Raw genomic sequence first — 23,415 nt, forward strand, 5'->3', positions numbered from 1 at the left:
CGTGGGCTCGGAGATGTGTATAAGAGACAGCCCCCCGCGCCAGCGCGCCTGGTCTTCATAGGTGCGCGGATACCCTTGGCCGGGACGGGTTTCGACGTTGTTGAACCAGACGTACTCGGTGCCCGCGCGATTTGTCCAAGCCTGCTTGCAGGTCACCGAACAGGTGTGGCAGCCGATGCACTTGTCGAGGTTCATCACCATCGCCAGCTGTGCCATGACTTTCATCAGTAGGTCACCTCTTGGGAGCGCCGACGTACTACCGCCACCTCGTCACGCTGCTTCCCGGTTGGGCCCAGGTAGTTGAACGCGAACGCGTTCTGCGCATAGCCGCCCGCCAGGTGACTGGGCTTGATCAGCAGCCGGGTCAGCGAATTGTGGATCCCACCGCGACGCCCGGTGGTCTCGGTCAGCGGTGTGTCGATGGTGCGCTCCTGGGCGTGGTAGACGAATACGACGCCGTCGGGCAGCCGGTGGCTGACGATCGCTCGGCACACCACCACCCCGTTGCGGTTGACCGCCTCCACCCAATCGTTGTCGCGCACACCGATTTCCGCCGCGTCGCCAATGCTCATCCACATGGTGGGTCCGCCCCGGGACAACGAGAGCATGAGCAGGTTGTCCTGATACTCCGAGTGGATCGACCACTTCGAGTATGGCGTCAGATACCGCACCGTCAGCACGGCGCCGTCAGCCCCCAGCCCCGGCTCACCGAAAAACCGCGACATGTCCAGCGGCGGACGGTAGATCGGCAGCTGCTCGCCGAGCTCTTCGACCCAGTCGTGGTCCAGGTAGAAGTGCATCCGGCCGGTCAGCGTGTGAAACGGCTTGAGTTCCTCGATGTTCACCGTGAACGGGGCATATCGGCGCCCGCCGGTCTCGCTGCCGGACCACTCCGGGCTGGTGATCACCGGCACCGGGCGAGCCTGTGCGTCGGCATAGGTGATGCGGCGTTCCTCGCTGCCTTCGGCCAGCTGCGCCAACCTGCGCCCGGTCCGTCGTTCCAGTTCATGAAATCCGTTGACCGCGAGCCGGCCATTGCTCGTTCCCGACAGCGCCAGGATCACGTCGGCCATCCGCTCGGCGGTGGTGATCGCCGGCCGGCCGGCCGCGGGCCCGGAGTTCAGCACCCCGAATTTGGCCGCGAGCTCGTCGACTTCGCGATCCGGCAAGACGGTGATGCCCTTGGTGGTCAGCCCCAGCCGTTCGGTCAGCGGCCCCAGCGTGGCCCACTTCTCGGCAATGGCGGCGTAGTCCCGCTCGACCACCGCGATGGTACCCATCGTCTTACCCGGCTTGGGCCGCTCTCCTACTGTGCGCCAGTCATATTCGACGCCCGACGGATACGCCATCGCGCCGGGTGTGTCGTGCGCAAGCGCGCCGAGCACGATATCGGTGCGGGTGCCGAGGTGTTTGGCCGCCAGCGTCGAGAAGGCGCTCGCGATCGCCCCGAACGCCTCGTAGTCCGAGCGGGTCTCCCACGGCGGATCGATGGCGGGGCTGAACGCGTGCACATACGGGTGCATGTCGGTGCTCGACAGGTCGGCCTTCTCGTACCAGGTGGCGGCCGGCAGCACCACGTCGGACAGCAACGTGGTGGACGTCATCCGGAAGTCGATCGACATCAACAGGTCGAGCTTGCCTTCACCGATATCGTCGCGCCAGACGATGTCGTTGGGCCGCAACGCTTCTGGCGTCGGCGTTGCCTGCAGGTTCGACGTCGTGCCGAGCAGGTGCGCCAGGAAGTACTCGTTGCCTTTGCTCGACGAGCCGAGCAGGTTGGCACGCCACACGTTGAGCACTCGCGGCCAGTTCGCCGGGTGGTCGGGATCGGCGAGCGCCGGCTTGAGCGCGCCCGTCGCGAGTTGTTCGGCCACGTAGTCCGCGATGTCGCGGCCGGCCGCACGCGCCTCGTCGGCGACGTCCAGGCTGGAGCGGTTGAACTGCGGGTAGAACGGTGTCCAGCCCATCGCGACCGCGGAGGCCAGCACGTCCATGGTGTGCTTGCCGGTGAACCGGCCGCGGCCGGCCGGGCTTGCCAGCGCGTCGGCTCGGTAGCCGTCGTAGCGCCATTGGTCGGTGTGCACGTACCAGTACGACGTGCCCGCCATCTGCCGCGGCGGCCGCGACCAGTCGGTGGCCATCGCCATCGTCGCCCAACCCGTGACCGGGCGGCACTTTTCCTGACCGACATAGTGGGCCCACCCGCCGCCGTTGCGGCCCATCGACCCGGTGAGCAGCAACAACGCCAGCACGGCCCGGTAGGTGGCGTCGCCGTGGAACCACTGACAGATGCCGGCACCCATGATGATCATCGACCGGCCACCGGATTCCTCTGCGTTGCGGGCGAATTCGCGTGCCACGCGAATAACCTGGTCTGCCGATACCCCGGTGATCGGTTCCTGCCAGGCCGGCGTGTACGGGTATGCCGCATCGTCGTAATCAGTGGGCCAGTCTCCCGGCAGCCCGGGCCGGGCCACCCCGTATTGGGCCAGCATCAGGTCGAACACCGTGCAGGTCAGGTTCTCGCCAATGCGGCGCACCGGGACGCCGCGTGTCATCGACTCGCCGCGGCCGTCGGCAGTGTCGAAGCGGGGCAGGATGATTCGCGCGGATTCGCCGGCGCTGCGGTGAGCGACGGTGAGGGCCGGCACGATGTCGCCGAGGTCGAGGTTCCACTTGCCCACGCCGTCGTCGCCGTACCGGAAGCCCAGCGAACCGTGCGGGACCGCGGCCCGGTCCGTGGCGCCGTCCAGCAAGACCGGTCTGAACGCCGCATTCTCGACATCGTGGCCCAGGTCGGCGGCGGTGAGGACCTTGCCCGGCACCAAGTCGTCACCCCGGCTTTCCAGCTTGACCAGAAACGGCAGGTCGGTGAACCGGCGCACATAATCGACGAAGAACGGAATCCGTTGCTTGACAAAGCATTCCGAGAGAATTACGTGTCCCATCGCCATCGCCAGCGCGCCGTCGGTGCCGGCCGCGCACGGCAGCCACTCGTCGGCGAACTTGGTGTTGTCGGCGTAGTCGGGGCTGACGGTGACCACCTTGGTGCCGCGGTAACGCACCTCGGCCATCCAGTGCGCATCCGGCGTGCGGGTGACCGGCACGTTCGAACCCCACATCATCAGGTACGCGGCGTCCCACCAGTCACCGGACTCCGGCACGTCGGTCTGGTCGCCGAACACCTGCGGCGCCGCCACCGGCAGGTCGGCGTACCAGTCGTAGAACGACGTCATCGCCCCGCCGATCAACTCCACGAAACGGGAACCGGCCGCGTGGCTGACCATCGACATCGCCGGGATCGGTGAGAAGCCGGCAACCCGGTCCGGGCCGTAGGTCTTGATGGTGTACACGTGCGCCGCGGCGATCATCTCGGTGGCCTCGGCCCACGTGACTCGCACCAGCCCGCCTTTGCCCCGCGCCCGCTGGTATCGGCGGCGCCGGTCTGGGCCGGACACCACGTCGGCCCACGCCAGCACCGGATCGATCAAGCGCGCCTTGGCTTCCCGGTACATTTCGACGAGCACGCCGCGGGCATACGGGTAACGCACCCGCGTCGGCGAATAGGTGTACCACGAGAACGCGGCACCGCGCGGACAGCCGCGCGGTTCGTATTCGGGGCGGTCGGGGCCGACGGACGGATAGTCGGTCTCCTGGTTCTCCCAGGTGATGATCCCGTCCTTCACGTAGATCTTCCACGAGCAGGACCCGGTGCAGTTGACGCCGTGGGTGGAGCGCACCACTTTGTCGTGGCTCCACCGGTCGCGGTAGAAGACATCACCTTCTCGCCCGCCCTGCCGGGTGACAGTGCGCAGGTCCTCGGAGAACTTCCCCGGCGTGAAGAACCTTCCGCAGCGCTCGAGCAGTTCTTCGATCCGGCCCCCGGGTGGGCTGCTCACGCGGTCGCCTTCCGGCGTTCGGCCGCGGGTTCGGTCGCGTGCAGTCTTAGCGCCGTGTATGCCAGCGCCACCAGCGCGGTCGCGACCAACAGCAGCAGCCCGACGGTGTAGTCGTTCTCGACAGGGTCGTAGGTCGCGCCCATCACCAACGGCGGGAAGTAGCCGCCCAGACCGCCCGCGGCGGCGACGATGCCGGTGATCGTGCCGACAGACTGGGCGGGTGAGCGGCGGGCGACCCAGGCGATCACGCCGCCGGTGCCGGCCCCCAGGAAGATCGCCAGTGTGATGAACGTCAGCGCCGAGAACACGTCCGGCGGTGGCTTGAACGCCGCGATGAACGCCAGCGCCGCGGTACCGGCCAGCGACCCGAGGACGACGTACTTGGGCGCGATGCGGTCGGCGAGCGCGCCGCCGAACGGCCGGGCCAGCACGGCAGCCACCGCGAAGCCGGCCGTGCGGGCGCCCGCGTCGACCGCGGAGAAACCGTAGATGGTCTTGATATAGGTGGGCAGGTAGTTGGCGAACGCGACGAAACCACCGAACACGATGGCGTACAGGAACGACATCTTCCAGGTCACCCGCAGCTTCGCGGCGGCGATCAGCTTCGGTAGCACCGGGCCGGTGTTCGGTGTGAAGTCCGGCGAGTTGCGCATGACCAGCACACACGCCGCGGCGGTGAGCGCCAGCACGACGGCGATGATGAGGTGGGTATTGAACAGACGAACCAGCGCAGGAATCGTGGTGTGAAGAACGCGGACAAGGCGGTGCCCACCATGCCCATGCCGAACACCCCAGTGGCGAACCCACGGCGGGCGGGCGGGTACCACGCGTTGACGAACGAGATCCCGACGGCAAAAACCGTGCCCGCGATCCCGAGGAAAAACCCGAACACCAACAGCAACGGGTAGGAACCCGACTTCCCGGCAAGACCCACGGCCAGCACCGGCGCGATCGACGCCAGCGAGATCGCAATGAACATCGCGCGGCCGCCGAACCGGTCGGTCAACGAGCCGATGACGATCCGACCCAGTGCCCCGACCAGAATGGGTGTCGCCACGAGCAGCGAGGCTTGCGCGCTCGACAGCCGCAACTGCTCGGCGTAGGTCGTTGATAGCGCCCGATCATGTTCCATGCCCAGAAGTTGACGGTCGAGACCCAGGTCGCCAGGGCCAAGTTCGCGTCCTGCCGTGCGCCGGTATCCGGCGCATTCGCCGTAGTCACCGTTTCACCCAATCACCTCATCAACGGGTTCGAAACCAAACCGAAGTAATCGGCGGGCCGGCCGCGGCCCGGTACATATTGTGCTAGGCGCCGGCCCGCACCGCGGACACGAACAGGTTCCGCGGCGCGCTGTCTTGGACCTCCGTCGGCGGGTTGCGGTCGTAGCCGGCCATCAACTGCGCCGACGGCGTCACCGTCACCTCCCAGCCGTGGCGGCGCAGCCAGTCGCCGACGTCGTCGCGCTCCTCGAAGTACCACAGCTCGTCGGTGCTGGGCACCTCGCGCTGCGGGTCGACCTTGGCCATCAGTGCCCGGACGCGGTCCATCCGCTCGCGCCGCTTGGCGCGGAACGCGGGGTCCAGAAAGTCGGGTCCGAGCGCCTCGACAGCGATCCGGCTGCCGATGACGGCGAGGCCCTGAACGCGATTGAACAGCAGATCCTGGGCAACTGCCGGCAAATACGGCATGAGCCCCTCGGCTGACCATGCGCTCGGCGCCGACGCGTCGAAACCGGCCTGCTGCAACGCCTTCGGCCAGCCTTGGCGCAGGTCCACCGGGACGCCGACTCGACGGCAGGTCGGCTCGGCCCCGTGCTCGCGTAGCGTCGCCGTTTTGAACTCCAGCACCTTGGGCTGGTCGAGTTCGTAGACCGTGGTGCCGTCGGGCCACGGCAACCGCCAGCACCGCGAGTCCAGGCCGGCCGCCAGAATCACCGCCTGACCGATGCCCGCTCGGGTCGCGTCCCGGAAGAAGGTGTCGAAAAACGCTGTGCGGCAAGCCATATAGTTGGTCATTGCCTGCATCCGCAGCGACACCTCGGGCTCGGCTTCGAGGACTTCGGCGGGCAGCTGCGACCCCGAATACCAGTTCCACACGCCGTCGCCGGCCGCGTCGAGGAAAATCCGCGCGAACGGATCGCTGATCAGCGGATTCTCGCTCACGGTTTCGGCCGCACGCGCCGCCGCCACGCCCAGCGCCGTCGCGCCCACGCTCTCGGTGATCTCCCAGCTGTCGTTATCGGTTCTGGCGGTTCTGGCCATGCTCGCTTCCTCCCGTCAACACCGACCCTACGTGCCGGTACCCGAGCCGTCGGTCCGGGTCGGGGCACACCGGTTGGCCGTGTGTCAGCAGGCCGTCGGTATGAGGGCCGCGACGTCGCTGTGCAAATGCGCCAGTCCGCTATCGAGAGTCGCCAATTGCCCGTTGCGGCTTCGGGCCAGCTGAGCCAGGTAAGCATCGGTCACCTGTCGGTGGCCGACCACGCCTCCGATCTCGACATCGGCGAAAGAGACGCTGTCGGGCCAGAACTCGTGGCGCGTTGCGGTTTCGACGGCGCTGACCACCTCCCGCGCCGCTGCCGCGGATTGGCCCGTCCGCAGCAAGAATCGAACCAGACTTCCCTGCGTGATGGGGCACGTCGCGAAGCCGGCGTCACGCGTGGACAGCCATGCCGCGGCGGCGTCGTGATGCACGTGCTCGGCGACCACCAGTGCGATCAGCACGTTCGCGTCCAGCAGCGCGATCACGCCTCATCCTCCAACGAGCGCACGTCCTCGGAGGTCACGACTTTGCCGACGCTCACCAGTGGCAACCCGGTCCTGGGATCGGTGGAGATCGCGGCGGTACGGCCGGCTACCAGGCCGCGTCGCATGAGGTCGGCAACGGTTTCACTTAAGGTGCGGCGAGTGTCCCGGGCGATAGCCAGCGCCTGTTTGTGCAGGTCGTCGGGGAGATCAATGGTGGTACGCACACCGAAGCCTACATCATTGCATCACGATGCCGTAATGTAGCCGGCTCCGAGCCGACCAACAACCCGAAGTAGGCCGGCAGGGTTCTCGCGGCGCGGCTCGCCGGCGCATAGGGTGGTCGCCATGGCTGATGCCCTCGCCGGGTCCGAGACCCTGGCAAGAATCCTGACCCAACACGGCCCGTTGGACGCCGACGACATCGCAGCGCGGCTACAGGACGGCGGCGTGGCCGATCCGGATGCCGTGCTGGATCAGGTTCTCGACGAAATAGAGTGTCCGGCAAGGCAATTGGTCGACGAAAGGTGGGTATGGCTGCCGGCCGTGCTGACCGGCCGGGTGTTCACACACCGGGTCGGCGCAGCCGAGCTGGCCCACGACCTGCTCACGGTGACCCCGGATCTGGACCCCATCACCGAGCTCTGCGAGCACGCGCAGTACCGGCGACTCGCCGACGGTTCGCCGGCGCAAGTCATGCTGGCCGAGTTCGATGACACGCTGCTCGAACAGCGAGACATTCCCGACGAGGCGGTCGACCCGCACGAGGCGCTGCTCCTGGCGCCGGGCACATTGGGCGCGTTGAGGGTGGCCGAGGGCGACCTGGTCGGGATACGGCTGACCGACCAGGGTCTCACGGTCGAGCGGGTCTCCGATGCTGGGCCGGGCGGCGAAGTGGGCGCCCGGCTGGCCGCGACGCTCGACCCCGAGGAGCCGCACTATTTCGATGCCGCGGTGTGGACGGTGTGCGCCGAGAACCCGCAGCTGTTCACCGACCCTGTGCCGCCGCTGTCCGAGATCGTCGACGACTATGGTCTCGAGCGCCGCGGCGAATGGCTTGCAACACGCGGATTCGATTTCGACGCTTGGCAATTCGATCAGGGTTGCGCGGCGCTAGCCGAGCGGCATGACCTCGACGCCGAGGACGCGTTCGCGCTGTTCACGCTGATCAGGTTCTACGACCGGATATCTCTGCTGATCGCGGCCGCCGCCGAGGAGGAGTCACCAGAGGAAGTGGTAGCCGCAGCCGTCGGTAGCTTGACGACGCCCGAGTTCGACAACCTCGCCGGTCTTGTCGGGAAGGTAGGGGTCGCGCTCGCCGAACCGCTACTGGCTGAGCTGCTGGTGGCCGAGACGGTCGGCACCGAAAGCGTCGGGGTGGTGGCGCTGGGTTTGTTCGCCGAGGTGCTGGAGTCGACGGTGCCCCGTCCGGCGCGGGTGGCGTGTCGGTGGCTGCGTGCGGTGGCGCTGGAGCGCATCGGCGACATCGAGGCCGCCGAACGCGAACTCCTGGCCGCCGAGTCGATGGATCCGGATTGGCCGTTGCCGTTGTTCGATCTGGCTCGCATCGCCTCCGACCGCGGTGACGTCGAGCGCGGTTTGGCGTTGCTGCGCCGCGCCGGCGCCGAGCCGGACTACCCGCTGGTGGAGCTGCTGGAGCAGTACCGGGCCGAGCCGCGCCGTGACGTCGGCCGAAATGACTTGTGCTGGTGCGGGTCTGGGCGCAAGTACAAGAAATGCCATCTCGGGCGGGAACAGCTGCCGCTGGACGACCGGGCACGCTGGCTGTACGCGAAGGCCATCCAGCATGCGCTGGTGAGCGGCTGGAACGACCTGTTGATCGACGTGGCCGACGAACGCTCCCGCTATGCCGGCGATGATCTCGACGTGCTGACTGCTGCCCTGGGTGATCCGCTGGTGATCGACGCGGTGCTGTTCGAGGGCGGGGCGTTCGAGGAGTTCCTCGAGATCCGCGGGTCGCTGCTGCCCGACGACGAGCGGCTGCTGGCGCAGCAGTGGCTGTTGGTCCAGCGGTCGGTGTTCGAGGTGGAGCGGGTGCAACGCGGCCACAGCGTCACCGTGCGCGACCTGCGCAGCGGCGACACCCACGAGGTGCGGGAGCAGGCGGCTAGCCGCCAGCTCAAGCCGGGACAGCTGGTGTGCGCGCGAGTGCTGCCCGCCGGGGAGACCATGCGATTTTTCGGCGGCGTGGAACCGGTCGCGCTGCACGAGCGCGACCCGCTGATCGAACTGCTGGACACCGAACCCGACGCGGTGACGCTGGTGGCGTACCTGAGCCGCCGGTTCGCGCCGCCGGCGCTGACCAACACCGACGGTGATCCGCTGGCCATCTGTGAGGCCGTCGTGCGCGTCGGCGACCGGGCCGCGATCCAGGCCGCACTCGACGACACCTACCAGCGCGTCGAGGACGAACAGCCGCCGCGCTGGCACGAACATGTCACCGACGATGGGACGCAGCGGATCCGCGCGACCCTGGTGCTCGACGGCGACACGCTGCGGGTAGAGACCAATAGCGAAAGGCGGATGGACCGGGTGCTGGCCGCGGTGGCCGCCCTGGACCCGACGATGAGCGTGCAGGAGGACTCGCGTCGCGCGGTGCGTGATATCCGCGAGCTGGCCGAGTTCGCCAAGCAGCTGCCGGCTACCGAGGAAAGGGCGCCCGATGGGCCCGAGGTGGCCGCGGCTCTCGAGGAGTTCGTTCGCGACTACGAAACCAAATGGCTCGACAGGCCCCTCCCCGCGCTCGAGGGTCGCACCCCGCGGCAGGCCGCCGACGACCCCACCCGACGCGGCGACCTGATCAAACTCCTCGACAGCTTCCCCGCCGCGGCAGGTGCCGGCGCCATGGACGTCAACCGGCTGCGCGCCGCGTTGGGACTGTAGTTCGGGCGGCGTGAGGGCATGTTTCTGCAGAACGGGCCGCGATTCCGGCGGAAACAGCCGCCGGGCGGCGCATGATGGAAGGGTGCGGATTGGAGTCGGCTTCTCCACCGCGCCAGATGCGCGGAAGGCGGCGGTAGCGGCGGCAACGCAGGCATGCGACGAGCTCGCCGATGATGCGCCGTCGCTGGCGGTGCTGCTCGGATCGCGGTCGCACTCCGACCAGGCGGCCGACGTCCTCAACGCGGTGCAGGGGATCGTCGGGTCACCACCGCTGATCGGCTGTGTCGCCCAGGCGGTTGTCGCCGGCCGGCGTGAAATCGAGGACTCGCCCGCAGTGGCGGTGTGGCTGGCGTCGGGCCTGGCCGCCGAAACATTCCAGCTGGACTTCGTCCGCGCCGGCTCGGGTGGACTGCTCACCGGTTACCGGTTCGACCGGACCGCACACGATCTGCACCTGCTGCTGCCCGACCCGTACACCTTCCCGTCGAGTCTGCTCATCGAGCACCTCAACAGCGACCTGCCGGGGACGACCGTGGTGGGCGGTCTGGCCAGTGGTGGACGCGGCCCGGGCGGCACCCGCCTGTTCCGCGACGGCGGCGTGTTCAGCTCCGGGCTGGTCGGGGTGCGCCTGCCCGGTGTGCACGGGATACCAATCGTGTCGCAGGGCTGCCGGCCGATCGGCCGTCCCTACATCGTCACCGGCGCGGACGGGGCGGTGATCACCGAGCTCGGCGGGCGCCCGCCGTTGGTGCGCCTGCGAGAGATCGTCGAGGAGCTGCCGCTGCATGAGCAGGAACTGGTGAGCCGTGGCCTGCAGATCGGCATCGTGGTCGACGAGCACCTGGCGGCTCCGGGGCAGGGCGACTTCTTGATCCGCGGACTGCTGGGCGCCGACCCTTCGACCGGGGCCATCGAGATCGGCGATGTTGTCGAGGTCGGCACCACCGTGCAGTTCCAGGTCCGCGACGCGGCGTCGGCGGATAAGGACCTGCACCTGGCCGTGGAGCGGGCGGCAGCCGAGCTGGGCGGGCGTCCGGCGGGTGCGTTGCTGTTCACCTGCAACGGGCGGGGGCGGCGGATGTTCGGGGTGGCCGACCATGACGCGTCGACGATCGAGGACCTACTGGGCGGGATTCCGTTGGCCGGGTTCTTCGCCGCCGGGGAGATCGGCCCGGTTTTCGGGCGCAACGCGCTGCACGGCTACACGGCCTCGTTGGCGCTGTTCGTCGACTGAGCTGAGCGGGTGTGGGTCACTTTTGTCACATCTGTCACGGACTGCGGGGCACTATGCGTTGTGCCCGGCTATGAGCGACTTTTCAGCGACAGGCCGGCGCTGGGTGCCGTCGGGCTCATTCCGGCAGCGCGGATCGGACGCCGGTATGCCCAAAGTCGTTGCCTTTCCATAACAGTGGCTCACGTAGGTCGGTGGCCAGTGCATTGGCCGCTACCCTTGCCGAAATCTGCGTAGGCCTGACGCGCAAGCCGGACCTGGCGTTCGGTCACCGGTTCCACCACGAACCCGGCTTCGTCGAGCAGCTCGTCCAAACCTCTGCTGATGATCGGGTCACGTAGCGAATCCAGGACGATCCCGCATTCGAGATAGCTTGCCGCAGAAAGCTTTCTCACGTCGGCGGCGGCTATGGCGGTGGCGTAGCGGGCGGCGTCGTCTTCTTCGGTGAGGATCGCAATGATCGCCGCTGGATATCGGCTTATGTCGTCGTGGATGTGAATTGTGGTGTACCTGGGTGGCGCCCGGCTTCGCTGCCGTGTGCCCGCCCGGTTGCTAGGTACGTCGCAGGGCGCGCGGTGGCGCATGTGCATAGCGGACGGATCCGCATCGCCTGTAGGGACAAATCCGCAACGTCCTAGTGGACGGATCCGCAACAGATGACTGGACAGATCCGCAGCGTATCCTGTCCACATGTCCGTCGTCGACCGCGCGATCGTACCCACGGTGCTGGCCGCGCTGGCCGACACGCCGGTCGTCGTCGTCAATGGCGCACGCCAAGTCGGGAAGACGACCCTTGTTGCGCGACTTGACTACCCGGGGTCAAGCCAGGTCGTCTCCCTCGACGACGCCGCCAACCGCGATGCTGCTCGCCACGATCCGCGCGCATTCGTCTCCCGGCCGGTCGACACATTGGTGATCGACGAGGCACAACTGGAACCGGGACTGTTCCGGGCGATCAAGGCCGAGGTTGATCACGATCGCCGACCCGGACGCTTCCTGCTTACCGGTTCGGCACGGCTGCTTTCTGCCCCCGACATGGCCGACGCGCTGGTCGGCCGAGTCGAGATCATCGAACTCTGGCCGTTCTCGCAAGGTGAACTCGCCGGATTCGCCGACAACTTCGTCGATCTGCTGTTCGGCGCGCCACGTGAACTGATCCGCAGCTCCGATATGCGGCGCGCCGATCTGGTCGAACGCGTCGCCACCGGAGGCTTCCCAGAGATCGTTGCTCGCGCGCCGTCGAGACGGCGCGCGTGGTTCGACAACTATCTGACTACGGCGGCGCAGTCGGTCATCCGCGAGCTCTCGGCAATTGAGCGGCTTGCCGAAGTTCCACGATTACTTCGGCTCTGCGCGGCGCGGACTGGTGCCGAACTCAACGTCAGCGCGCTGGCGAACGAAATGTCGATTCCGGCCCGCACTACCGACGGCTATCTGGCCTTGCTGGAAGCGGCCTTCCTCATCCATCGGGTGCCGGCCTGGTCGACCAACCTGACCCGCAAGGTCATCCGCAGACCGAAGCTGGTCTTGTCGGACAGTGGCCTGGCATGTCACCTGCTCGGGGCTACCAGCGCCACGCTGGATCGCCCAGGTGGTCCGCTCGGCCCTCTCCTAGAGACGTTCGTGGCCAACGAGATTCGCAAGCAGCTCACCTGGTCCGACGAGCCGGCCACACTGTGGCATTTTCGCGACCGCGGCGGCGCCGAGGTCGATTTGGTGCTCGAACACCCCGACGGCCGGATCTGCGGCATCGAAGTCAAGGCGACCAGCACCCCACGAGCGGAGGATCTTCGCGGTCTGCGCTATCTGGCCGACAGGTTCGGCGATCGTTTTCAGTTCGGCGTCCTGCTCACCGCGGCACCGGAAGCCACGCCGTTCGGCCCCAACCTTGCGGCGCTACCGGTTAATAGGCTCTGGGCGTCTAGGTGAGGCTCGATGCCCTCGATAACCCGGGCGCATTACGCGAGCCCGGCGCTAGCCCTGTTGTATAGCGGTTGCCGCAACACCGAAGAAAGCCTCGCGATGAGATCTTCGCGAACACCAACGAAGGAAATCTAGCCGTGACCGGTGCGGTCAGGTCCAGGGTTTCGATACGCGCTGCGGGGGCTGGCTGTCCAGCGCTCGCATTAGGCGGTACGGGTGGCAGCCGTTGCCGAGTTGGATGTCGATCCGGCCGTAGGCATCCAGCAGGTCCAATGTGGTTGGCTCCGACACGCACGTGCACAACGGCAAAGCGGCCCAGCGACCACGGCCTCGATACGCTCGGCTAGCCTGTGGGGCTGGGCGGACGGACGTTTATCGGGCCAAACGTTGCGGACACCGCGAACATCCATCCCGTGTCGCACCGTAAGCGGTCGCCAGAGGTGACGAACACTACCGCACGCGTGACTTCGTTGGCGCCCACGCGCATAGCCCGAAGCGATGACCTACGAAAAAGTGACCAACGAACACACTATGTCGTACGTCACAAGTATGGTCACCTCCGTATCAGTACCAGCTTCCTTACGGGAGGTGTCATGGACGCGTTCGGTGTCCTTGACGAAGTCCTGAACGACTACGAGTCCTTCGTCAAGGGCTTCCTTGACATCAAGGACGACAAGATCCGGGCCAAGGTCGAGGGCGACATCGACGACGGTCTGCTATGGCCCGAGCCCTGGTTGGCCCTCAACCCCGCTTTCGAGCCGGGCGGGTCGGTCAGCGACCTGGTCGAACGGGGTGTACTGCATCCTCAGGCTACGGAGATCTTCCGCATCAAGGCCGAGGACGACGCGATCGGCCGAAAGATCACCTTCCACCGTCACCAGACCGACGCCTTCGAGATCGCAAACCGCGGCGAATCGTACGTGCTGACCACGGGCACAGGGTCGGGGAAGTCCATGTCCTACAACGTGCCGATCGTGGACCGGGTGCTGCGGGAGGGATCGGGCAGGGGTGTGCGAGCCATCGTCGTATACCCGATGAACGCGCTGGCCAATAGTCAGCGCAACGAGCTGGAGAAGTTCCTCGGCACGACCAACCAGAAGGTGACATTCGCGCGCTACACCGGGCAGGAGACGTCGAGCGAGCGAGAGACAATCCTGCAGTCTCCACCGGACATCTTGCTGACCAACTACGTCATGCTCGAGCTGATGCTGACCCGTCCGCGTGAGCGCAAGGCACTGATCGCCAGCGCTGAGAACCTGTCGTTCCTCGTCCTCGATGAGCTGCACACCTACCGTGGCCGCCAGGGCGCCGATGTCGCGATGCTGCTGCGCCGGCTCCGCGGCGCGATCGGCGGCAAGAAGCTCCAGTGCATCGGCACCAGCGCCACCCTGGCCGGGCCGGGCGCCAAGGCCGAACAGCGCCAACAGGTCGCCGAACTGGCGACCCGAATCTTCGGTATCGAGATCCCCGCCACCAACATCGTCGGGGAGACCCTCCGGCGAGCGACGTCAGGGCATGCCGACGCAGCTGCGCTCACCGCACGGCTTGCGGCACCGACCCCCACCACTTGGGAAGATTTGCGTACTGACCCGTTGGCCGTATGGGCCGAGGAGGAGTTCGGTCTTCGCGAAGACGACGAGGGAAAACTCAGCCGGCGGCCACCGAGCAAGTTGAGCGAGGCCGCGGCAAAGCTGCACACCGAGACGGGCGTCGACGAGCAGGTGTGCCGCGACAAGCTCCGGGCCCTGCTGCTGGCGGGCTCGCAGGCCCGCGATCCCCAGGGGCGCTCACTCTTCGCGTTCAAGCTGCATCAATTCATCGGCAAAGGCGACACCGTCTACACAACACTGGAGCCACCCGAAACCCGCTATCTCACAACGCAGTACCAGCGAAGCGCGCCGCAGCGCCCGTCGGGTCAGCCGCTATTCCCGCTAGCCTTCTGCCGCGAATGCGGGCAAGAGTTCTTGGTGGTCAACTTCGACCGCAGCCGCCAGAACTTCAGCCCACGCGTCCTGAACGCAGGCGTTGATGACCCGCCTGATGCGACCGGGTTGCTCTACATCACTGAAAATCCGTGGCCGGACCCCACCGACCCAACGCTTCTTGAGCTGGTGCCCGACGACTGGGTGGTCTCGGCCGGTACGGTCCAAGTTCTTGATTCCGCCCGCCTCAACAAGCTCCCCGTATCACTGCGGGTCGATCCGTTCGGCACCATCACCGACGACGGGATGCCGGTGGCCTTCTTCGAACGACTCGACTTCTGCCCCGCCTGCAAGACGAGCTACGAGAGTACTCGGCAATCCGAGTTCTCCCGAGTGGCCAGCCTGGGTACCGAAGGCCGCGCCAGCGCGGTGACGGTCCTTTCGCAGTCCGTCGTGCGGGCCCTGCGCGAAGACGTGGAACTCGACGGCGAAGCACGAAAATTCTTGGCGTTCAGCGACAATCGCCAGGACGCTAGCCTGCAGGCCGGACACTTCAACGACTTCGTCATCGTCGCGTTGATCCGGTCAGCTCTCTATCGCGCGGCTGTCAACCACAACGGCGAGCCACTCACCGACGAGAACCTCGGGCCCAAGGTGCTCGCCGCGCTCGGCGGCAGCAACCTCAAACTGTTCGCCCGCGACGAGGACATCGCCGAAGAACTGGTGCCGCGCAAGAAGATTTCCCGCGCACTGCGCGACGTCGTCACCTACCGCCTATGGGCAGACCTCAAACGCGGATGGCGCATCACCATGCCCAACCTGGAGCAGACCGGCCAATTGTGTCTGGATTACTTCGGTTTGGACCAACTCGCCCAGGACGACACGAAATGGTCCGCTCACGGTGCTCCATTGGCGGACGCAGATCCTAAGATCCGCCGGCAGTCGATGCATGTGCTGCTCGACGAATTGCGCCGAAACCTGTGCATCGAAACCGAGTTCCTCAGCGAGGAGAAGTTCGACGCGATCAGGCGCCAGCCGGGAATGGATCAAAGATCCGTGGGCGATCGCCGATGAGGCCGGAACCTATAGTGGCACCGCGTATCCCGGCGGTCGGCCCAAGAACGTCACGGGCATAGGCGCCGACCTTTACTTGTCGGGCCTTGGTGCTTACGGGCGCTGGCTACGGCGTCCTGGCCGATTCCCCGCGTATGGCCAGAAGCTGAAAGTGGCGGACGCAGACACCACGATCGAGCAGCTACTCGAAACGATGGCCAGCGCCGGCATCTTGGTTCGGGTCAAACTGCCGAGGCGGCGCACCGGTTACCGCATCCATGCCAGCCTGATCGAATGGCGCGCCGGGACCGGTGAGCATCGCGTGCCGGATCCGATTCGCGGCAACCAGACGCAGGGCCGCGTCAACCCGTACTTCCGCCAACTGTATTCCGAGACCGCAAAAGCGTTGGTGGGCTTGGAAGCGCGCGAGCACACCGCGCAGGTCGAACCGGCGCAGCCAGGATATGGTCGCCGGCGCGGTCGCACCGCCAAGGCTGGAGCTGGGTAACCAAGATTTGGTCCGGGCACACGCGCACGCCATCTGGCTGGTGCAGTGCGAGCTCGACCTCAAGGCCAGCATGATCGACCTGCTTGACATCGACCAACCCGGCGAACCGCTGCGCCCGGAGGTCCAGGCTCGCATCACGTCCAAGGCAAACCGCGCGACGGCCATCGACGCGATCACCGCCGTCCTTACCGCCACCAGCGAGGTCACGTCGGCGCCGTGGTTGGACCGATACCTGGGTCGCCGACACCGTCGACCGCGCCCCGGCACGCTTTGACCGAGCCGCCGACCGATGGCGCGGCCTGTACCGGGAGGCACAGGCCGAATTGGACAGCGCCAGTGCAATTCTCAAGACGATCGGGGCTTCGGAAGCATCGAAACACCGAGCCCGGGCCAGGATTTCCGAAGCACGCGCCGCGCTGGACCTCCTCAAAGGACAGGTCGACGACGTAGTTCAGGGCGACTTCTACACCTACCGGTATTTCGCCTCCGAAGGCTTCCTGCCCGGCTACTCGTTCCCGCGGCTTCCGCTGTCGGCGTTCATTCCGGCGGAACGACGGACCCGCAACGGCGAAGGCGATTTCATCCAGCGCCCGCGGTTCTTGGCCATCAGCGAGTTCGGGCCGGACGCGTTCATCTATCACGAAGGCGCGCGCTACCAAGTCGATCGGGTCAGCCTCCCCGCCCGTGCCGACGGCACGGGTGTCAACGTCACCGAGATCAAGCGCTGCGACCGATGCGGCTACCTCCACGAGTGCAACACACCGACCAACGTGGAGTTCTGCCAGCATTGCGGCAGCGGGTCCCTGGACACGATGAGCGAGATGATGCGGTTGCTCGCCGTCAAGACGCGCCGACGGGACCGGATCAGCGCCGACGAAGAAGCGTCAACGCGCCGGCCACGAAATCGTCACCACCCTGCGGTTCGTCCCGCACGGGGTGCGAGCCGGTCGACTCACCAGCAGCATCACCGTTGACGGTCAGGAACTCGGCACCATGACCTACGGCGACACCGCGCTGATCCGACGGATGAACGTCGGCCTGCGCCGCCGCAAGAACAAGGACGTACGCGGCCACGTGCTCGACACCGTGGAGGGCCGGTGGTGCGCCGAATCGGAGCTGGCCAACAACGTGCACGGCGAGGCGCCCCGCTACATCCGCGTCATCCCCTACGTCGAAGACCATCGCAACGCCCTTGTGCTGCACCTGGATCCATCCATCGGCCTTGAGCAGCGCATGGCCGCCATGTACGCCCTCAAGCGCGCCATCGAAGCGGTGTACCAGCTGGAGAGCAGCGAGCTTGCCGTCGAACCGTTGCCCGGCAACACCGGCGATCACGGGTGGTCACGGCTGCTGTTCTTTGAAGCCGCCGAAGGCGGAGCCGGCGTGCTGCGGCGGGTCGCGACCGAGGACGGGCAACTGCGCGACGTGGCGCGGAAGGCGCTGGAGATTCTCCATTTCGACCCCGGCACCGGGCAAGATCAACGCCGGGCACCGTATGCGGTCGAAGACTGTGCGCAAGCGTGTTATGACTGCCTGCTGTCCTACGCCAATCAGTGGGACCACCAACAGCTCGATCGTCATTGCGTGAAAGACTGCTGCAACGCCTCACGTCGGCCGTCGTGGCGGTCGACGCGGGTGGCGAGGAACGCGCCGAGAAACTGGAGCGTCTGAAGAAAGCCTGCGACAGCGATCTGGAGCGGCACTTCCTGGATCTGTTAGAACAGCAAGGGTATCGGCTGCCCGACGACGCACAGCGGATCGTCGACGGCTACTACGTCCGGCCCGACTTTGCCTACCACACCGGAGGAATGGACGTCGCCGTGTTCATCGACGGCCCCGTCCACAACTCCGAGTATCAACAGCAAAAAGACGAACACGCGCGGGCGAAGCTCGAAGACGAGGCCGGCTGGCTGGTTTTGCGGTTCAAGCACACCGACGCCGACGACGGTTGGCTCCAGGCGTTCGCCGAACAGGTGGACGTGTTCGGACCGGGGAAGTTGCACGCATGACCCTCACTGACTATCCGGCCGGCAGCCTCGTCAACGCCCGCGGACGGGACTGGCTGGTATTGCCGGGCTCGCCCTCTGGAGCACTCCTGGTGCGTCCGCTCGGTGGACACGAGGACGAAACCACCGTGCTGCTGCCCGATGTCGACGAGTTCGCGGCGGCACGATTCGAACCTCCTACGGTCGAGGATCGCGGCGACGCCAGCCGGGCCCGCCTGCTGCGGGATGCGCTGCGGCTGTCGTTCCGCGCCAGCGGAGGCCCCTTCAGATCGTTTGCGGGACTGGCGGTGATACCCCGCAACTATCAGCTGGTGCCGCTGATGATGGCGGCCGCCCAGGACACCAGGCGGCTGCTGATCGCCGACGGGGTGGGCATCGGCAAGACGGTCGAGGCCGGGCTGATCGCCGCCGAGCTGCTGGCCACCGGCGACGTACAGCGCATGGTGGTGTTGTGCTCTCCGCAGCTGGCACCGCAGTGGCAGTCAGAGCTGCGCCACAAGTTCGGCATCACCGCCCAACTGCTTTTGCCGTCGACGGTGAACCGGCTGACGCGCAGCGTCCCGTTCAGCTCCAACGTCTATCAGCACTATCCGCATCTGGTGATCGTCGACGAGGCTCACACCTGTGTGCCACACGCGGGCACGGCCAAGTCCGCTCAAACGCAGCTGCGCTATGCGTTGTTGCGCAAACTTGTCGACGATCCCGGCCGCCATTTGCTCCTGTTGACCGCGACCCCGCACAGCGGCGACGACACCGCGTGGCAGTCGCTGATCGGCCTGCTGGACCGCCGCCTGGCGGACCTGCCCACCGACCTGTCCGGACGCGATCGCGAGGACGACCGGAAGCTGCTGGCCAGGTTCATGATTCAGCGCCAAGGCGCCGACATCCGCGACTATCTGGACGAGGACACCCCGTTCCCCAAACGCGAGACCACCGAAACCACCTACAAGCTCACGCCGGCCTACCGCGCATTTCGACGACGTCATGGACTACGTGCGCGGACAAGTCACCGACCCCAAACTCAGCGCCGTCCGGCAACGGGTGCGCTGGTGGTCGGCGATCGCGCTGCTGCGCTGCCTGGCCTCCAGCCCCGCCGCGGCCGAGCAAACGCTGCTCAACCGCTCCGCGGTCGCCGCGGTCGACGACGAAGACGAGGTGGACGTGTTCGCCGAACCCCGGGTCCTCGACTCCGACCTCGATGACACCCTCGAAGGAGAAGACATCACCGTCGGCGCCGACACCGCCGAAACCGACTCACCTGTTGCGCCTGCACGTCGGCGGCTCCGCGAACTGGCGCAGGCCGCGGCGGCGCTCAAGGGTGTGCGATCCGACGCCAAGCTCAAGCGCCTCATTCCGCTGATCAAGGAACTACTCGCCGAGGGCTACCACCCGATTGTCTTCTGCCGCTTCATCCCCACCGCCGACCAGCCTGCAGTGGACCGGGCCGTCGTCGATGGCGATGACCGCCGCCGCCATCCCTTATGTGGACTGGCTCACCATCACCGCCGAGCAAGCTGGACACACCGCCGCGCAGGCAACCGCCGCGGCGATGGCCTTCGAGCAGGCCTTCGCGATGACGGTGCCCCCACCGCTGATCGCCGCCAACCGCGCCCAACTGCTCGCGCTCATCGCCACCAACTTCTTCGGCCAGAACACCGCCGCGATCGCCACCACCGAAGCCCAATACCTGCAGATGTGGGCCCAAGACGCCACCGCAATGGATGACTACACCGTCGCCTCGGCCGCAGCATGGAAACTGACCCCATTCACCTCCCCACAACCCAACACCAACCCGGCGGGCTCTGCGCTCAACACGCCGCGGTCACCCACGCCATCACCAAAGCCCCCGACAACAAAGGCAATTGGATCGGAAAGCTGCTCGAAGACATCGGAGCGGCGTTGACCGCAGTCGGCCTGCCCGAAATCGGGTTGCCGCTCTACGAATTAGGCGTATTCGTCAACACGTTGAAGCTACCCAAGATCCTCAAAGACGACTTCACCGCCCTCGATGCCCTGTTCGCCTGGTACTCAACGATGGGCTCGGTGACCGGCGTCAGTGGCATGACTAACGGGATCATCAATACCGAGAAGAGCCTCGGCTTGATTTCCGGTGTGGCACAACCGGTGGCAGAAACCGTACCCAAAGTCGCTCCGGCCCTGCTGGCCCCTCTGAACTCCATCGCCAAATCACTATCCGGTGCAACAATGCGTGCCGGTGGCGTCCTGGGCGGTCAAGTGTCGGCCACCGCGCGCAGCGCGGGTTCGATCGACCAACTGTCGGTGCCCCCCTCCTGGGCCACACCCCAGGCCACCGTCGCCGCCAAGACATTCCAGGCCGCCACCCCCCTAACCACACTGCCAACCAGCGACGCCGCACCCGCGGCGATGCCCGGCCTACCCGGAATGCCCTCAGCCGCAACAGGGCGCGGCGGCGTCGTACCCCGATACGGACTCAAAATGACCGTAATGTCACGCCCACTGTCCGGAGGCTAGCCGCCGGCCGCTTGCTCTCGATACCGGTGAGACGGTTGTGACGCCACGCCAGGTCAGCTCAGCAATCACCACTACGGCGGCACCACGGCTGCGGCGCAGCGCCCTGGGCAGGAACCCCGCCGGGCCATTCGTTACCGGCAAGAGCCGACATTGGCCGGTACATCCGCAATGGTTAAGTTGTCGACAGGACAGGCACGACCAGCACGACAAGCACGGCGGACAGCGCGGCGCGAAACCAGATCCGAAGGATCGTCGGAAACAGTATGCGAGTTGACGGGCGCGACATCACCGTTTCCGGCAGCTTGCTGCCCCCGGTAATCCGGCGCACCAACGACATCATCCGGCTCACCCTGGCGGCGGTCTTTCTGCCCGCGGTGATCGCGAGCTCACTGTTCACCCGCCCCCAGTGGATCGCGCTGGAGAAATCCATCTCCGAGATCGTCGGCGTCCTGTCCCCCGCCCAGTCCGATCTGGTGTACCTGCTCTACGGCATCGCGATTCTGGCGTTGCCGTTCATGATCCTCATCGGTCTGATCGTGTCCCGGCAATGGAAGTTGCTAGGTGCATATGCGGCCGCGGCGTTCATGGCCTTTCTGCCGTTGTCGATCAACAGCAACCGCATCGCGGCACCACGTTGGCATTTCGACCTGTCCGACAAGCTCACCACGCTGCCCGCCCAGTTCCTCGACGACCCACGCTGGATCGCGATGCTCGCGGCGGTGCTCACCGTCTCGGGCCCGTGGCTACCGGCCCGCTGGCGCCATTGGTGGTGGGCGCTGCTGCTGGCCTTCGTGCCGATCCATCTCGTCATCAGCGCCATCGTCCCGGCCCGGTCGTTACTGGGGCTGGCGGTGGGATGGTTCGTCGGCGCGCTGGTGGTCCTGGTCGTCGGCACCCCCGCGCTCGAGGTGCCGCTGGACGGCGCGGTCCGCGCGCTGGCCAGGCGCGGATTTGTGGCCTCCATGCTCACGGTCGTGCGTCCGGGCGGACCCGGGCCACTGGTGCTGTCGGCCACCTCGACCGATCCCGAGTCCCGGGCAGCGGTCGAGTTGTACGGCCCGCATCAACGCAGCGGCGGTGCGCTGCGACAACTGTGGTGGAAGCTGCGGCTACGCGGCTCCGAGACCGCACCCTTACAACCTTCCATGCGCCGCGCCGTCGAGCACCGCGCCCTGATGGCCATCGCCATCGGACAAGCGGGTGTGGCCAATACGTCGACGATCGCGTTGTCCGACCTGGAACGCGGCTGGACCTTGTATGCGCACCAGCCCGTTCGCGGGATCCCCCTCGACGAGTGGACAAGCCGGACTCCGGTTGCCCAGGTGTGGAAATCGCTGCGCATTCTGCACGACCATCAGATCTCCCACGGAGACCTGCGCTGCAACGCGATCACGGTTGACGAGGGCACCGTGCTGTTCGGCGGGTTCGGCGCCGCCGAATACGGGGCCACCGACGCCCAACTGCAATCCGACATCGCCCAGCTCCTGGTGACGACGACGGCGCTGTACGACGCACAGTCCACGGTGACGGCGGCGATCGACGCCTTCGGCGCCGACACCATCCTGACGGCCTCCCGCCGGCTCACCAAATCCGCAGTGCCCAAACGGATCCGCGAATCGGTAGCCAACGCCAAGACCGTCATCGCCAACGCCCGCTCGGAGGTGATGCGCCAAACCGGCGCCGATCAAATCGAAACCCAGACCATCACCCGGTTCAGCCGCAGCCAATTCATCCAACTGGTGCTGATCGGCGCGCTGGTCTATGTCGCATACCCGTTCATCAGCACCGTGCCGACCTTCTTCTCTCAGCTCAAACATGCCAACTGGTCGTGGGCGCTGCTCGGCCTGGCGGTGTCGGCGCTGACCTATGTGGGCGCGGCGGCGGCATTGTGGACCTGCGCCGACGGCCAGGTGAGCTTCGTGAAGCTGTCGATTGTCCAGGTGGCCAACACCTTTGCCGCAACCACCACGCCCGCCGGCGTGGGCGGGCTCGCGCTCAGCACCCGCTTCCTGCAGAAGAGCGGCCTGACCGCACTGCGCGCCACCGCGGCGGTGGCGCTGCAGCAATCGGTCCAGGTGATCGTCCACCTGGCGTTGCTGATCTTGTTCAGCGCCGTCGCGGGCACGTCGGCGGACCTCTCCCACTTCGTCCCGACCGCCACCGTGCTGTATCTGATCGGCGGTGTGGCGCTGGGCATTATCGGCACGTTTCTGTTCGTGCCCAATCTGCGACGGTGGCTCTCGACGGAAGTGCGTCCCAAACTCAAGGAAGTGTCGAGCGACCTGGCCGCGCTCGCCCGCGAACCGCGACGCTTAGCGGTAATCCTCTTAGGTTGTGCCGGAACAACTCTCGGTGCGGCGTTGGCGTTGTGGGCCAGCATCGAAGCCTTCGGCGGCGGGACGACCTTCGTCACCGTCACCGTGGTGACCATGGTCGGGGGGACGCTCGCCTCAGCCGCGCCCACTCCGGGCGGCGTCGGCGCCGTCGAGGCGGCGCTGATCGGTGGGCTGGCCGCCTTCGGGGTTCCGGCGGCCATCGGAGTCCCCTCGGTGCTGCTCTATCGGGTGCTCACCTGCTGGTTCCCGGTGTTTCTCGGCTGGCCGATCATGCGCTGGCTCACCAAGAACGAGATGATCTGAGCGACCCGCACCCGACCCAGGGCCCGGCCCGCCAGGCAGACGACCAGCCAGATCGTGACGAGGTGCTTTGTCCGGGTGATCGATCCATGGTCG

General features: G+C 66.6%; 16 protein-coding genes and 4 pseudogenes. 13 read left to right on the plus strand and 7 right to left on the minus strand.

Features of this window, described 5'->3' with window-relative positions; genetic code table 11:
* The 6 genes and pseudogenes from narY to CDN38_RS09565 form a co-directional block, all read right to left on the minus strand.
* Positions 1–225: pseudogene (narY, locus tag CDN38_RS33525) on the minus strand (nitrate reductase subunit beta); the annotation flags it as partial.
* A complete protein-coding gene (locus CDN38_RS09545; protein WP_099318914.1) occupies positions 225–3,899 on the minus strand; it encodes a nitrate reductase subunit alpha in 3,675 nt (1,224 codons plus the stop codon). The gene CDN38_RS09545 and the pseudogene narY, both read right to left, overlap by 1 nt.
* A pseudogene (locus CDN38_RS09550) lies at positions 3,896–5,024 on the minus strand (MFS transporter). Before CDN38_RS09550 ends, CDN38_RS09545 begins: the two are co-directional and overlap by 4 nt.
* Before the next feature lie 179 nt (positions 5,025–5,203).
* Positions 5,204–6,160, minus strand: coding sequence for a class I SAM-dependent methyltransferase (locus tag CDN38_RS09555; protein ID WP_075513126.1), 957 nt, complete (start codon positions 6,158–6,160; stop codon positions 5,204–5,206).
* A gap of 84 nt (positions 6,161–6,244) precedes the next feature.
* Positions 6,245–6,646: a TA system VapC family ribonuclease toxin gene (locus tag CDN38_RS09560; protein WP_075513127.1), complete on the minus strand. Its 402-nt coding sequence runs from the start codon at positions 6,644–6,646 to the stop codon at positions 6,245–6,247.
* The gene (locus CDN38_RS09565) at positions 6,643–6,870 is read right to left on the minus strand and encodes an antitoxin (protein WP_075513128.1); all 228 of its coding nucleotides are present in this window, start codon (positions 6,868–6,870) and stop codon (positions 6,643–6,645) included. Before CDN38_RS09565 ends, CDN38_RS09560 begins: the two co-directional genes overlap by 4 nt.
* A gap of 121 nt (positions 6,871–6,991) precedes the next feature.
* Here CDN38_RS09565 and CDN38_RS09570 point away from each other — a divergent pair, with 121 nt between their 5' ends.
* Both CDN38_RS09570 and CDN38_RS09575 read left to right on the plus strand, forming a co-directional pair.
* On the plus strand, positions 6,992–9,547 hold the full coding sequence (locus CDN38_RS09570) for an SEC-C domain-containing protein (protein ID WP_075513129.1): 2,556 nt from the start codon (positions 6,992–6,994) through the stop codon (positions 9,545–9,547).
* A gap of 82 nt (positions 9,548–9,629) precedes the next feature.
* Complete coding sequence (locus CDN38_RS09575) at positions 9,630–10,781, plus strand: FIST signal transduction protein (protein ID WP_075513130.1); 1,152 nt, start codon at positions 9,630–9,632, stop codon at positions 10,779–10,781.
* Positions 10,782–10,896: 115 nt separating this feature from the next.
* Here CDN38_RS09575 and CDN38_RS09580 read toward each other — a convergent pair.
* Positions 10,897–11,260, minus strand: a pseudogene (locus tag CDN38_RS09580) (PIN domain-containing protein).
* 208 nt (positions 11,261–11,468) lie between these two features.
* On the opposite strand from CDN38_RS09580, the gene CDN38_RS09585 reads away from it, so the two are divergent.
* From CDN38_RS09585 to CDN38_RS09610, 11 genes and pseudogenes are all read left to right on the plus strand, one after another.
* Complete coding sequence (locus CDN38_RS09585) at positions 11,469–12,707, plus strand: ATP-binding protein (protein WP_075513131.1); 1,239 nt, start codon at positions 11,469–11,471, stop codon at positions 12,705–12,707.
* A 587-nt stretch (positions 12,708–13,294) separates the two neighbouring features.
* Positions 13,295–15,697, plus strand: coding sequence for a DEAD/DEAH box helicase (locus CDN38_RS30620; protein ID WP_233026827.1), 2,403 nt, complete (start codon positions 13,295–13,297; stop codon positions 15,695–15,697).
* 151 nt (positions 15,698–15,848) lie between these two features.
* Positions 15,849–16,184: a hypothetical protein gene (locus CDN38_RS30625; RefSeq protein ID WP_233026828.1), complete on the plus strand. Its 336-nt coding sequence runs from the start codon at positions 15,849–15,851 to the stop codon at positions 16,182–16,184.
* 40 nt (positions 16,185–16,224) lie between these two features.
* Positions 16,225–16,458, plus strand: coding sequence for a hypothetical protein (locus CDN38_RS30630; protein ID WP_233026829.1), 234 nt, complete (start codon positions 16,225–16,227; stop codon positions 16,456–16,458).
* Positions 16,459–16,507: 49 nt separating this feature from the next.
* Positions 16,508–17,158: a hypothetical protein gene (locus tag CDN38_RS30635; RefSeq protein ID WP_233026830.1), complete on the plus strand. Its 651-nt coding sequence runs from the start codon at positions 16,508–16,510 to the stop codon at positions 17,156–17,158.
* A complete protein-coding gene (locus tag CDN38_RS30640) occupies positions 17,121–17,855 on the plus strand; it encodes a DUF1998 domain-containing protein (RefSeq protein ID WP_233026831.1) in 735 nt (244 codons plus the stop codon). Before CDN38_RS30635 ends, CDN38_RS30640 begins: the two co-directional genes overlap by 38 nt.
* Positions 17,804–18,193, plus strand: a complete 390-nt coding sequence (locus CDN38_RS30645; RefSeq protein ID WP_233026832.1) for a DUF559 domain-containing protein — start codon at positions 17,804–17,806, stop codon at positions 18,191–18,193. Before CDN38_RS30640 ends, CDN38_RS30645 begins: the two co-directional genes overlap by 52 nt.
* The gene (locus CDN38_RS09595; protein ID WP_233026833.1) at positions 18,190–19,392 is read left to right on the plus strand and encodes a DEAD/DEAH box helicase family protein; all 1,203 of its coding nucleotides are present in this window, start codon (positions 18,190–18,192) and stop codon (positions 19,390–19,392) included. The genes CDN38_RS30645 and CDN38_RS09595 overlap by 4 nt, the downstream gene beginning before the upstream one ends.
* A 224-nt stretch (positions 19,393–19,616) precedes the next feature.
* A pseudogene (locus tag CDN38_RS09600) lies at positions 19,617–20,110 on the plus strand (PPE family protein); the annotation flags it as partial.
* 285 nt (positions 20,111–20,395) lie between these two features.
* Positions 20,396–20,683 (plus strand): PE/PPE C-terminal domain-containing protein, encoded by a 288-nt coding sequence (locus tag CDN38_RS32955; protein ID WP_438502290.1) that lies wholly within the window; start codon positions 20,396–20,398, stop codon positions 20,681–20,683.
* Positions 20,684–20,946: 263 nt separating this feature from the next.
* Positions 20,947–23,322: a lysylphosphatidylglycerol synthase transmembrane domain-containing protein gene (locus CDN38_RS09610; protein WP_075513133.1), complete on the plus strand. Its 2,376-nt coding sequence runs from the start codon at positions 20,947–20,949 to the stop codon at positions 23,320–23,322.
* Positions 23,323–23,415 lie beyond the last annotated feature (93 nt).

The sequence above is a fragment of the Mycobacterium ostraviense genome, from assembly GCF_002705925.1.
In the GTDB taxonomy this organism is placed as follows: domain Bacteria; phylum Actinomycetota; class Actinomycetes; order Mycobacteriales; family Mycobacteriaceae; genus Mycobacterium; species Mycobacterium ostraviense.

Excerpts from the sequence above, each read along its gene's own strand:
- CDN38_RS09555 (WP_075513126.1), bottom strand. The coding sequence starts at position 6,160 with ATGGCCAGAACCGCCAGAACCGATAACGACAGCTGGGAGATCACCGAG.
- CDN38_RS09570 (WP_075513129.1), top strand. The coding sequence starts at position 6,992 with ATGGCTGATGCCCTCGCCGGGTCCGAGACCCTGGCAAGAATCCTGACC.
- CDN38_RS09585 (WP_075513131.1), top strand. The coding sequence starts at position 11,469 with ATGTCCGTCGTCGACCGCGCGATCGTACCCACGGTGCTGGCCGCGCTG.
- CDN38_RS30620 (WP_233026827.1), top strand. The coding sequence starts at position 13,295 with ATGGACGCGTTCGGTGTCCTTGACGAAGTCCTGAACGACTACGAGTCC.
- CDN38_RS09595 (WP_233026833.1), top strand. The coding sequence starts at position 18,190 with ATGACCCTCACTGACTATCCGGCCGGCAGCCTCGTCAACGCCCGCGGA.
- CDN38_RS32955 (WP_438502290.1), top strand. The coding sequence starts at position 20,396 with ATGCGTGCCGGTGGCGTCCTGGGCGGTCAAGTGTCGGCCACCGCGCGC.
- CDN38_RS09610 (WP_075513133.1), top strand. The coding sequence starts at position 20,947 with ATGCGAGTTGACGGGCGCGACATCACCGTTTCCGGCAGCTTGCTGCCC.